Here is a 12370-nt window from a genome sequence, read left to right as displayed (position 1 = left end):
GGATTCTTTCGAAGGCATTCGAGAGCTTATGAAAAAAGTGCGACGGCTTGAAATTCGCACACAAAGAGATGTGACTGGGATTTTTGCGGGAAACTATCGCTCTTCCTTTCGAGGAACCGGTGTTGAATATGAAGATGTTCGTGAATACCAAGAGGGAGATGATGTTCGCTCAATCGATTGGGGCGTTACTGCTCGCGAAGGAAAGCCATTTATAAAGCTCTATCGCGAAGAACGAGAGATGAACACTTTTCTTGTTCTTGATACGTCCGCAAATATGAATTTTGGCACTACAAAAAGACTCAAAAAAGAAACGGCGCTCGAGGCAATGGCACTCCTCGCGTTTTCTGTATTTCGCAGTAGTGATCGTCTCGGTGCCTTTTTCTTTCAGAAAGACGCTCCGCTTTTTTTTCCTTCCAAAAAAGGAAAGGGGAATATGCTTCGCATTCTCCAAAAGGCAATGTTGGCAACAAACGAGCAAAATTCTGTACAAACACCAAGCGGAGCAGAAACATTACAGTCTTTTTCCAAGCTCTCAAAAAAGAAGCGCGGTATTTGCTTTTTTCTTTCCGACCGTATTCCACAGGAATCAGAGAAAGAAATACTCCTCCTCAACCAACGATACGACTTTGTGTTTCTTCGTTGTACTGATCCTTTTGAGATGCACCCAAAAAGCACCGGAATATTTCCTTTTTTTGATACAGAATCTCGACAAGTGCAATCCGGAGGAGGGCAAATATTTTGGAAAAATTACGCCTCAGCACAAGAGGAAGAAGAACAGCGCCTGCAATCATTTTTAAAGCGCGGAAAAATCGACACACTCACGATTTCCACAGAAGAGAATATTGCAGAAAAACTCTTCTCCTTTTTTAAGGCACGACAAAGGAAGTTTTCCTTCTAATCGTCACCATGAATGACATTCACCCCAATCGTCTCCCCACTAATATTCCTTTGCTCCCCATATTTTTGGAAGGAGCAGGAATTTTGCTCGGAATTTTTCTTCTTGTGGGAATGCTCTGGTGGTGGAAGTATAAGCGAAAGAAAATGCCTGCCCCAATTATTACGCCAAAAAGAGAGAGGACTTCTGCCAAAGAAGAAGCGCTCACTGCCCTTAAAAAACTTGAGCAAGAAGCAGAAACACTCTCCACCCGAGAAGGATTTTTGGCACTTGCAGAAATTCTGCGGAATTTTTTCAACCAATCCACAGAAGAATTGGCAGAAAAAGAGCTTTCTCAAGAAAACTCTCAACATTCCCCCTTACTAGAAGAGAACACAAAAGTGGATTCAAAAAAACAAAAGAATTCTTCTGCCCTCACCTTTCAAGAACTTCTCAAGACTTTTCCTGATAAAAGATTGCAACAATTTTTTGTTCAATGTGAACAAGGAGAGTTTGCCGAACATCCACCACAAAAAAAAGATTTTCTTGCCACTATTGGGCGTGCAAAAGAACTTGTTTCTACATTATGATATTTGCCCATTCAGAAATTTTTTGGCTCTTTCCTCTCCTTCCTCTCGTTTTGTGGGGAGCGTGGTGTCGCATGAAACAAGAAGCTGTTTCACTTCCTACCTTTTCTATTCTCACAAAAAACTCGTTTCTCTTGGCTTCTTCAGGTGTGGTCTGCCACCCCTCTCTTTCTCATTACACTTATCGTAAGCGGTTTTATTATTCTTCTCGCACGTCCGCAAATTCCCCTCTCTATTACAAACCAAAGCAAAGAAGGAATTGATATTTTTCTTGCGATTGATGTTTCGGAATCAATGCTTGCGGAAGACCTCAAACCAAATCGTATGGAAGCCGCAAAAGAGGTTCTTGGAAAGTTTCTCGATGAGCTAATAGGAGATCGCGTGGGAATTATTATTTTCTCGGGAAAACCGTTTACTCAGTCGCCCCTTACATTTGATGTAAATATTCTTCGGGAATACATGAAAACGATTACGACCGACAGCATTCAGCAAAATATCCGCGGACTCAATGGAACTGCCATTGGAGATGCCCTTCTTTCTGCCGTGAAAAAATTTGGAAGCAGTGAGGAAAAACGCTCAAAAGTCATTATTCTTTTGACTGATGGAGATGCCAACACTGGGGCAGATCCGCTTATTGCCGCACAATACGCTCACGAAAACAATGTACGGATCTATACCATTGGTGTTGGAACCGAAAAGGGGGCACCACTCCCCTACCGTGATCCATTTGGACAAAAACAATATGCGAAAGATCAATCTGGAAACCTTATTATGAGCAAATTTAATGAAGAATCGCTCAAAAGCATTGCCAGTACTGCAGACGGAAAATATTTCCGTGCCGATAGCAACGAGGCACTCAAAAGTATTCTTGAAGAAATTAATGCGCTCGAAAAGTCAAAAATAGAATATCGCTTTGCCGTCAAATATCGAGAACTCTTTGTACCATTTGCTGGAGGCACGTTTCTTCTCCTTCTTCTTTTTCTCGGAATACGCACTCGCTTTTTTTCTGCTTGGTAGATGCCATTCTCATTCCTGAATACCGGAACAACCTCACTTCTCCTCATTGGAGCAGGAGTAATACTTTCCGGACTTTTTCTTGTTTTTTCGGAAAAAATCTATCGAACATTCCTCCTTCAGTTTCATCCAAAAATGTTTAGAGGGGGCGCATCAGGAAGAAAGGTTCGATTTCAAAAACGACGCATACGAGAAGCACTTTTTCTTCTTTCGTGCCTTTTTTTGGGAATTGTCCTCTTGCGTCCTGTAGGAGGAGAAAAAGGATCGTTTCAACAAGCAGAAGGAATTGACACTATTTTTGTCGTGGATGTTTCCCAGAGTATGCGCGCGCTCGATTTTTCGGATGGTCGAAAAAATGTGGATCGACTCGAAATGTCAAAGCGCATGATGCGAAAATTTGTCGAAGAGCATCCAGAGCATCGCTATGGACTTGTCGTATTTGCTGGAGAAGCATTTACAGTTTCTCCACTCACATTTGATCACGAAACCTTTCTCACCTTTTTGGAAGGCATTTCTCCTGAAGATGTTGTAAAACAGGGAACCAATCTTGAAAGTGCTCTTACGGAAATGACAAATCGATTCACTTCCGCAGGAGATGAAGAACGAGGACGACTTGCGGTTCTTATTACAGATGGAGAAGAGCAGAAAGGGAATTATGAAGGCGCCGCAAAACGAGCAAAAAAAGAAGGAATAACACTCCTCATGGTGGGTATTGGAAGCAAGGATGGAAGCCGAATTCCCGAAGGAACCGATCTCTTTGGAAATGTGCTGTACAAAACCCATCAGGGAGAAATGGTACTCACACGTCTCAATGAAACACCGCTCAAAGAAATTGCAAAACTTACCGATGGAGTATACCTGCACCCCACAAGTGAATCGGAATTCCTCGCCATTTCCGATACAGTAGATACACTCAAAAAAACAAAAATAGAGGTACCTGTCCCCACAGAAGGACTCTCCGAACAATACGAGATATTTGCAAAACTTGCGTTCCTCTGTTTTCTCCTCGGGATACTGATTCCATTTTCTCCACATGCCATGCAGAGAAATCTCGTTTTTCTTCTTCTCCCACTCCTCTTTTCAGGATGTGATATTACAAAAACTCCCTTCGCCTATTCGACCAATAAGGGAAACACTGCATATCTTGAGAAAGATTGGAAAAGAGCGGACTTTGAATATCAAACAGCAGAACAGGTATCACCATCAGATGAAATGGCAACCGCAAAAGAAAACCGCGGACTTGTGGCATTTGAAAAACAGGAATACGAAACCGCACAATCGTTTTTTGAAGAAGCAGAAAAAAGCTGTCCACCAAAGGAGGAGCATTGCGCGGATGCGTCATATCATTTAGGAAACACCCTATATCGCTTAGGAGAAAAAGAAGGAGATTCTTCTCAAAAGAAAACAAAATGGGAATCGGCAATAGCTGCCTACGACCGCGCACTTGCACGGAATTCCGAAGACAAAGAGGCAAAAGAGAACAAAGAATTTGTTCAAAAAAAATTGGAGGAATTACAAAAACAGCAAGAAGAAAAGAAAAATGGAAAGCAAAATCAACAAGGGGAGGATAAAAAAGGAGATAGCGATCAGAAAAATCAGCAAAAAGATTCCGAAAAAAAATCTGAAGACAAAAAAGGAGGAGAAGGAACAAAACAACAGGAAAATAATTCCCAAGAACAGAAACTCAGCGAAGACATGAAACAAGAAATAGAACGCTACCTTCAAGAACTTGATCAAACTGAACAAGACACAAACCAATTTTTTGACCGATTCGGACAAGGAAAATCGCAACAACAAGATCCATTTTTACAACAGTTTTTTGAGCAAGATCCGTTTTTTCAAGATGGAACACAAAAAGATCCAAACGAAAAGGATTGGTAAGAAAATGAGGAGAGGTAGTTCTCGACCCCATCTCTCCTGAAGAAAAATTGCCTTCCATAAAAAAACCTCTTATACTCCTTGGGAAATTTTGGGGCGGTTAGCTCAGTTGGCTAGAGCGCGTGCTTGACTCGCACGAGGTCACCAGTTCGAATCCGGTACCGCCCACCATTAAAACAATTAGCAAAAATAAGCTCCTTCTCCAATCTTGAAATGGCTTTTTTTAGCGGTTTCTAGCAATCTTGTAATAATAAGAGTCTAGATTACTTTTGCCCCTAGTATAGAGTTAGTGTAACAGGAAAATAAAAAAGTGTTTCGATACCAATTCACCTGTAACCTCGTTCTTCCAAATTTGTGAAACGAAAAGTCAAACCCTCTTAAAACAAGAGACAACAAGGCACTATAAACACCTTCTAAACATTTCCCTTGAAATTTCTCCCTTCTCCTGTCAGCCTAAGAGCCGATTTTTCCCTTCTATGGCACAAGTTGGCATTCGCGAATATGACGCAAAAGAAATTTTGAGGCGAGAGCTTCCAAAAGTTTCTGCCGAAAAGGTAACCATTTCGGAAAAAAGAATGCTCGTAACACCAGAAACCGACTGGAAAAAACTCGAAAAAGAGCATCCGTGGATTGTTGAAGAAAAACTTGTCGCAAAGCCTGATCAACTTTTTGGAAAACGCGGAAAACACGGACTCATTGGATTAAAATTAGACGCAAAGCAAACTCAAGAATGGATTGCAGAAAAAGCAAAAACTTCTACGAGCATTGGTAAAACAAGCGGAATATTGACGCATTTTCTCGTAGAACCATTCACACCACACGAAGAAGAATATTATGTCTCCATCCGCGCGGAACGAGACAGAGATGTTATTGCTTTTTCCACTAAAGGTGGCGTGGAAATTGAAGAAAACTGGGAAAAGGTGATGGAAGTTTCTGTGGGGATTTTGGAAAATATTGAAGATGTTGATCTTGCAAACAGGTTCCCAAAAACGGCACATCACCAAGAGATTGTTGCGTTCATCACTGCGCTCTACAACGTATTTGTCAAAGGACATTTCTCATTTTTAGAAATCAATCCATTCACTTTTGTCGGAGACAATGTTGTCGCGCTTGACGCGGTCGCAAAAGTGGATGATACGGCAGCATTTGAATGCCGAAAAATTTGGGGAGATATTGAGTTCCCCGTCCCTTTTGGGCGAAGCTTTACCAAGGAAGAAGAATATATTCGCAAAAGAGATGAAAATACGGGAGCTTCTTTAAAACTCACCATTCTCAATCCGAAAGGGAAAATATGGACTATGGTCGCGGGTGGCGGTGCGAGTGTGATTTATGCGGACACTATTTCTGACCTCGGCTTTGGAAAAGAAATGGCAAATTACGGCGAATACAGCGGCGACCCTTCTCGCGAGGATACGCGCGCCTACGCAGAAACAGTGTTGGAGCTCATGACACGCGAACAAGCTGGAAAAGTGCTTATTGTTGGCGGAGGAATAGCGAATTTTACAGATGTTGCCAAAACCTTTACCGGTATTATTGAGGCACTTCAAAAATATGCGGAAAAACTCAAGGCACAAAATATAAAGGTGTTTGTGCGACGCGGCGGACCAAATTATAAAGAAGGATTACAACGCATTCAAAACGCGGCAAACGAACTCGGAATAGAAATGCAAGTTTTTGGACCCGAAACACACATGACGAGTATTGTGAGAATGGCAGTAGAGAGCCTGAACTAATTTTCTTTTTCAAAACATATGCCAATTGGAGGACCATCTGGAGGATTACCACCAATAAGAGAACTTGGAGATAGTTCATATGATTTATGGAAACAAAGATATGGATCAAAAAGATATGGACCAAATAGATATAAAAAAAACGATCTTGTTACCCCAGAATTAACAGAGGAGCAAAAAGAGCAGTTAATAGGATGGGATAAAGCAATGGAGGATGCAATACAAAACGGAAGAAACTTTTTGAAGAACTTCCCAAGGTAATCCGCCCAAAAATCACATTGTATTTTCTTTTTTTAAATTATGACAGAAAGACGTAAAGGTGCCGTAACAGGAACACCCTACCCACAAGAACTCATAAGGGGATGTAATCATTTTAATAATTTTGACAAAAGAATACCTCCTGCCGGATCAGAAGAAAGAAGAATCGCCGCAAAAAGAGCAAATGGAGCAACTCCCGAAAATATTCAGCAAGAAACGAGAATACCACCCCATCTCCAACTAGCATTAATTCAAGCCCAACAAGGAGAAAGCGTTCCTGCAGAGCTACTCCTTCAGGGCATTGGAGCCGGTGGTGATCAAAAAACACCACAACCCCCTCCTTTTGTCATCGCTGGTAAAGGAGGATCTGGCACAAATGAAATACTTGTCACAGATCCCTTTTCCGATTTTGAAGAATAGCCTCCCTCTTTTTATTCCCTATGACTACCTCTCTTTTTGCCTCCTCTACTCAAGCCATTGTCTACGGCTACCAAGAAAAAGCGGTGCAACGCATGCTCGATTTTGACACCGTCTGTGGACGCACCATTCCGAGTGTTTCTGCGATTATCAATCCGACACGCCGTGGCTACCACAAAGCATTTTTTGGAAAAACGGAAATTCTCATTCCCCTCTTTAAAACCTTGAAAGAGGCAGTACAAAAATGTCCACAAGCGGATGTGCTCATCAATTTCTCTTCATATCGCAGTGCGTATACAACTACACAAGAAGCGTTAGAAGCAGAAAGTATTCGTACGGTAATTGTTATTGCAGAAGGTGTTCCCGAGCGATACGCACGTACTCTCGCCGCACAGGCAAAAGAAAAGGGAAAGTGGCTTATTGGTCCAGCAACCGTGGGAGGCGTTGCCGCAGGAAAATTTAAAATTGGAAATGCCGGAGGAACCATTAAAAATATTATTGCGAGTAAACTCCAACGCCCAGGTTCGGTTGGTTTTGTGAGTAAATCTGGCGGAATGAGCAACGAGATGTATCGAGTGATTGCGGATAATGCCAACGGCATTTGCGAAGGAATCGCCATTGGCGGAGATGCCTTTGCTGGTTCCACACTTCTTGATCATGTGTTGCGATTTGAGGAAAATCCGGAAATACAAATGATCGTCGTGCTCGGAGAAATTGGAGGAACAGAGGAGCACAGCATTGCTGATGCCATTCGTGAGAAAAAGATTACAAAGCCCGTTGTTGCTTGGGTTACGGGAACGTGCGCTAAAGAATTTCCCACAGAAGTGCAGTTTGGACATGCTGGCGCAAAATCTGGAGGAAAAGGTGAAAGCGCAGATGAAAAGAATACCGCGCTTCGAGAAGCCGGTGCCATTGTGCCAAACTCGTTCGATGACTTTGGGGAAAAAATCAAAGAAACCTACGAAACGCTTGTGGAAAAAGGAGACATCACACCACAACCAGAACCGGTGGATGTTTCACATATTGCGGAAGATTATGCCATAGCACGAAAAACGGGAAGAATCCGAAAACCAAGTGATATTATCTGCTCTATTTCGTGCGATACCGGAGAAGAAGCCACCTATTTAGGTGAGCCCATCAGTTCGATTGTGGAAGACAAAACCAAGGGAATCGGCTATACGTTGGGGCTTTTATGGCTCAAGAAAAAACTCCCGATTTTTGCCGCGGAATACATTGAAATGATTCTCGAAACCGTTGCCGATCACGGACCATGTGTTTCCGGAGCACACAACGCCATTGTTGCCGCACGTGCCGGAAAAGATGTGGTTTCCTCTCTCACAAGTGGACTTCTCACAATTGGACCTCGCTTTGGTGGGGCTATTGACGGAGCGGCAAACTTCTTTTTCGATGCATATTTCCGTGGACTTTCACCAGAAGAATTTATTCAAGAAATGAAGAAAAAAGGAGTGAATATTCCCGGAATCGGACACAAAATCAAAAGCACGGCAAACCCCGACAAGCGCGTTGAAAGTTTGAAAAAATTTGCCAAGAAACATTTTGCTTTCACAGAGCTTCTCGACTACGCCTTGCAAGTAGAAACGCTTACAACCGCCAAAAAAGGGAATCTCATTTTAAATGTAGATGGATGTATCGGAACGACATTTATTGACATGATGAAGAGCCTCCCCGAACTTTTTTCGGAGGAAGAAGTTCGCGAAATAATTTCACTCGGAATGCTCAACGGACTCTTTGTTCTCGGAAGAAGCATTGGCATTCTCGGACATATTTTTGATCAAAATCGCCTTGGGCAAGGGCTCTACCGATTCCCCATGGATGACGTACTCTATTTAACAAAAGGAGAAACAAACTAGAACTGCTCTAAAAATCGGAGGTCATTCTCAAAAAAACTGCGGATTTCGGGAATGCTATGACGGATCATCACTTGGCGTTCAATGCCAAATCCAAATGCAAACCCATTCCATTCCTCGGGGTTCACTCCGACATTCCGAAGAACATTTGGGTGTACCATTCCTGCGCCACCAATCTCAAGCCAGCCGGTACCCTTGCACACACGACATTCTGGAGATTTTCCCGAACAAATAGGGCAACTCGCATCCACTTCTAAACTTGGCTCTGTGAACGGAAAATATGAGGTGCGAAAGCGGAGTTCCAAATCTGACGAAATGAGTTCACGCAAAGCAGAAAGAAGCACAAATTTGAGATGAGAAATCGAAACATCCCGATCAATCATAAGCCCTTCTACCTGATGGAACATGGGAGAATGCGTTGCATCGGAATCTTTTCGAAACACTTTTCCCGGAGCAATGACCCGAAACGGTGGTTCTTTTCCTTCCATGTAGTGAATCTGCACATTTGATGTTTGTGTCCGAAGAACGTGATTCACGAGATTACCCACAAAAAACGTATCTTGCATTTCGCGCGCCGGATGATGCTCTGTAAAATTGAGTGCGCCAAAATTGTGCCAATCATCATCAACTTCTGGTCCTTCTACGGTTTCAAATCCAAGTCGCCCAAAGACATCTTCTACTTCACGAATAAAGCGAGACAGCGGATGGTGACGACCTGTTCGCTGAGGTATTCCCGAAAGCGTAACATCATAAAACTCATTCTCTTTTTCAGAAGTAGAAAAAGATGCCTCTTTTTCCTCTATTGCTTGCGCGATTTCATTTTTTGCCTCATTCCCAAGTTTTCCTATTTTTGGTCGCTCTTCTTCAGAAAGCCCCGAGAGATCACGAAGAAGAAGTGCTAATTTCCCCTGTTTTCTACCGAGAAATTCAATTTCTACCTTTCGAAGCTCCTCAGTAGTTTTTGCTTCCGCTATTTTTTGAAGTGCTTCTTGTCGAATCTGTGTAAGCTCCTGTTGCATATTTTTAGAACGTATAAAACAGGGCGAGTATGGCGAATTCTGAAGGAATTGTCGAAAACTTTTTTCATTCCTCCAAAAATACGCTATAATAAGGGAAAACATATATTCTCAAAAAATAAATATGAAAATATTCTCCAAAAAAATTATTTCAATCCTCACAGGAAGCTGTGCTCTTTTTCTCATTTTTGGATCTCCAACATGGGGTGCAAAATCGGTGGGAGACACCACTACATCAGAAAAAGAGACGGAAGCATTTGTAAATATTTCTCCTCCCACGCTTGGTATTTCAAGCGGAAGACCTCAATATGTGGAAAATGAAGTTCTTCTTTTTCTCAAACCAGATTCTCAAGTCGTACGAAACGCGAATTTTGCGGTACAAACCTTTGGAAAACTCTCTATGGAAGATGGAGAAAAAGTCTTTGCACAATCGATTTCTCAGGCATTTTCGGCAAATGATCCAAATGATTTAGAAGTAGAAACAAAAATTCTCTTCAACAAAGAAAATGGAATTGATTCATTTTCGCTTTCTGGAGAAGGAGATGAAATAATAATGGCAACGGTAAAAAGTAAGTCAAAATCGTCAGAGGAGCTTCTCGAAACCTATAAAAATGACCCTAATATCCTTTCGGCAGATCTCAATGGAATACGATACCCAACCACCAATTATGAAAATAAAGACAACCTCTGGCACTACTTTAATAATCAAAATAATGCGGGAGTCAATGCCGATAAAGTATGGGCGACTGGAGTTACTGGAGAAGGAGTAGTCGTCGCAGTTATTGACACAGGAATTGACCTTAATCATCCTGAATTTCAAGGACAACTTGTTACCGGATATGATTTTTCAGGAAACAACGATACAGATCCAAGTGACACAGAGGGACATGGAACACATGTTGCGGGTACAATCGCCGCCAAAAAAGATAACAATGGTGTTGTGGGCATTGCTCCAGACGCAAAAATAATGCCTCTTAAGGTCTTTGGTGGTGACGGAGGAGCATACGACAACGATATTTTTGAGGCGATAAGCTATGCCACTCAAAATGGAGCAAATGTCATCAATATGAGTCTCGGCGGCGATGGCGTATGCAGTAATAATTGGCAGAACCAAATTAATACTGCTGTTAACGCAGGAGTTACCATAGTGGTTGCCTCTGGAAATAGTGGACAGGAAGGAAATCCAACAGAAACACCAGCAAGTTGTAATGGAATTATCACCGTAGGGGCAACAGATTTCTATAAAAAAATTGCTCCCTTCTCAAGTTATGGAAATTGGGTCGATATTGCCGCCCCCGGAGCAGGAGAATGCGTAGGAAATAACACTGAAAGCTGCCGAGAAAATGGCATTGGAAGTACATGGTTATCAAATCAATATGCAAGGCTTATTGGAACGTCTATGGCAAGCCCACATATTGCCGGCATTGCCGCACTCATGAAGTCGAAAGACCCTTCGCTCACTCCTGCGCAAATCTTACAAATTATGTGTGACAATGCAGAAGACATTGATGCACCCGGAAAAGATGTAAAATCGGGATGTGGCTTTGCGAATGCAGAAAAAATTCTCGCCGCCGTATCTGGTGGAGGAGGTGGAGCCACCCTTGCTGTTTCTCCTACAACTCAATCCATTGCCGTTGGAGCATCCGTCACGAATATTGCTGTTTCCAATAGTGCCAGTGAACACACCTTTACTCTGAATGCCGGAACAACAGGTATCACCAAAAATCAGTGTTCAGACGGATCCACAACATGCACTCTTACCGCACCAACTGCCATCGGAACAGCAACACTCACCGTAAAAAAGACTGGACAAACAGATGCAGTCGCAACGATTATCGTCACAGATAATACAATACCTCCTCCTCCCCCTCGTCCTCCAAAAACCTGTTCTTCTGGGAATAGTGAACTGAAAACTATTGATTTTACCGGAAGTGCCCTCAGCCAATGGAAACATGAAATAAGCTATTGCGATTGTGACCTTAGTGATGTTCAAATTTCTACTGCTCGTGTTGCTGGATCAGGACAAACTCCTCCCTCAGTAACACTCAAACAGAATATTAATTTTAATTCCATTGCCGAAGGACAATGTGAACGAAAAGAAGCCTTCAGTGGAACATTTGCAACCGGAGGCGCATACACTACTTACCTCAGCTATTGTAAAGTTGGAGGAAAACTCCAAATTAAACACGATGTTCCTGCGGCATCAAACACTGATCCGCAATTGCACGGAACGGCGGAAATGACATGTGAGAGCTCCTCATCAAGAGAGTGCTCTGAGCTCCGCAATTCTGATGAAGTTCCACAAGATTATGGTGCCGCATATAATATATTCTCCAGTATAAAACCTCTTCTTCTTCAGGTAACCTGCAATGAAGATACCGCTACTTTTGAAACAGGAAATGAAAATAAGAATACGTATGTCTACAAAAAGGGCTATATGTATTCGGAAGAAAAGAGTTCTTGGAATGAGTTTACTTTTAACTGTAACGTAGAGGACGATTCAGGAGATTGGTGTGTTGGTGAGGGAAAGAAGACATTTCAAAACGGTGACTTAAAAGAAAAGAATTATGTCGCTGCCTTTACGTGTCAGTGGCGTACAAATGAGTGGAAATGTGGATGCAAAGATGACACTTGCAATGAGTCATTCTGGCAACTTCAGTGGTTTAAAAAATAAGTTCTTCTTCCCTTAAGATATTGTAGAGGGATGGGCTCACTCTCATCCCTTGTT

Annotated in this window: 10 protein-coding genes and 1 tRNA gene; 10 read left to right on the top strand and 1 reads right to left on the bottom strand. The window is 42.3% G+C overall.

Going from position 1 to position 12370, the window contains the following annotated elements; genetic code table 11:
- Nucleotides 1-28 precede the first annotated feature (28 nt).
- From IPN35_00740 to IPN35_00700, 9 genes are all read left to right on the top strand, one after another.
- Entirely contained in the window at nucleotides 29-898 is an 870-nt protein-coding gene (locus tag IPN35_00740) for a DUF58 domain-containing protein (GenBank protein QQS59402.1), read from the top strand.
- 8 nt (nucleotides 899-906) lie between these two features.
- Nucleotides 907-1464, top strand: coding sequence for a hypothetical protein (locus IPN35_00735; GenBank protein QQS59401.1), 558 nt, complete (start codon nucleotides 907-909; stop codon nucleotides 1462-1464).
- A 144-nt stretch (nucleotides 1465-1608) separates the two neighbouring features.
- Nucleotides 1609-2478, top strand: a complete 870-nt coding sequence (locus tag IPN35_00730; GenBank protein ID QQS59400.1) for a VWA domain-containing protein — start codon at nucleotides 1609-1611, stop codon at nucleotides 2476-2478.
- Nucleotides 2479-4356 carry a VWA domain-containing protein gene (locus IPN35_00725; protein QQS59399.1) on the top strand — a complete coding sequence of 626 codons (1878 nt, stop codon included), beginning with the start codon at nucleotides 2479-2481 and terminating at the stop codon, nucleotides 4354-4356.
- A 91-nt stretch (nucleotides 4357-4447) separates the two neighbouring features.
- Nucleotides 4448-4524, top strand: a tRNA-Val gene (locus tag IPN35_00720).
- 305 nt (nucleotides 4525-4829) lie between these two features.
- Entirely contained in the window at nucleotides 4830-6086 is a 1257-nt protein-coding gene (locus IPN35_00715; protein QQS59398.1) for an ATPase, read from the top strand.
- Between the two features lie 18 nt (nucleotides 6087-6104).
- Nucleotides 6105-6344 (top strand): hypothetical protein, encoded by a 240-nt coding sequence (locus IPN35_00710; GenBank protein QQS59397.1) that lies wholly within the window; start codon nucleotides 6105-6107, stop codon nucleotides 6342-6344.
- 39 nt (nucleotides 6345-6383) lie between these two features.
- Entirely contained in the window at nucleotides 6384-6761 is a 378-nt protein-coding gene (locus IPN35_00705; GenBank protein ID QQS59396.1) for a hypothetical protein, read from the top strand.
- Between the two features lie 20 nt (nucleotides 6762-6781).
- Nucleotides 6782-8629 (top strand): ATP citrate synthase, encoded by a 1848-nt coding sequence (locus IPN35_00700; GenBank protein ID QQS59395.1) that lies wholly within the window; start codon nucleotides 6782-6784, stop codon nucleotides 8627-8629.
- Here IPN35_00700 and pheS read toward each other — a convergent pair.
- Nucleotides 8626-9645 carry a phenylalanine--tRNA ligase subunit alpha gene (pheS, locus tag IPN35_00695; protein ID QQS59394.1) on the bottom strand — a complete coding sequence of 340 codons (1020 nt, stop codon included), beginning with the start codon at nucleotides 9643-9645 and terminating at the stop codon, nucleotides 8626-8628. The two genes, IPN35_00700 and pheS, sit on opposite strands and share 4 nt — an antisense overlap.
- Before the next feature lie 121 nt (nucleotides 9646-9766).
- On the opposite strand from pheS, the gene IPN35_00690 reads away from it, so the two are divergent.
- Complete coding sequence (locus IPN35_00690; protein QQS59393.1) at nucleotides 9767-12316, top strand: S8 family serine peptidase; 2550 nt, start codon at nucleotides 9767-9769, stop codon at nucleotides 12314-12316.
- Nucleotides 12317-12370 lie beyond the last annotated feature (54 nt).

This window comes from Candidatus Peregrinibacteria bacterium (genome assembly GCA_016699755.1).
GTDB lineage: Bacteria > Patescibacteriota > Gracilibacteria > CAIRYL01.
Note: the sequence above shows the minus strand (reverse complement) of the source record. Positions and strands in the feature narration are given on the sequence as shown.

Coding starts and splice junctions, on each gene's coding strand:
- pheS (QQS59394.1), bottom strand. CDS start 9,645: ATGCAACAGGAGCTTACACAGATTCGACAAGAAGCACTTCAAAAAATA.
- IPN35_00725 (QQS59399.1), top strand. CDS start 2,479: ATGCCATTCTCATTCCTGAATACCGGAACAACCTCACTTCTCCTCATT.
- IPN35_00740 (QQS59402.1), top strand. CDS start 29: ATGAAAAAAGTGCGACGGCTTGAAATTCGCACACAAAGAGATGTGACT.
- IPN35_00690 (QQS59393.1), top strand. CDS start 9,767: ATGAAAATATTCTCCAAAAAAATTATTTCAATCCTCACAGGAAGCTGT.
- IPN35_00710 (QQS59397.1), top strand. CDS start 6,105: ATGCCAATTGGAGGACCATCTGGAGGATTACCACCAATAAGAGAACTT.
- IPN35_00700 (QQS59395.1), top strand. CDS start 6,782: ATGACTACCTCTCTTTTTGCCTCCTCTACTCAAGCCATTGTCTACGGC.
- IPN35_00715 (QQS59398.1), top strand. CDS start 4,830: ATGGCACAAGTTGGCATTCGCGAATATGACGCAAAAGAAATTTTGAGG.
- IPN35_00735 (QQS59401.1), top strand. CDS start 907: ATGAATGACATTCACCCCAATCGTCTCCCCACTAATATTCCTTTGCTC.
- IPN35_00705 (QQS59396.1), top strand. CDS start 6,384: ATGACAGAAAGACGTAAAGGTGCCGTAACAGGAACACCCTACCCACAA.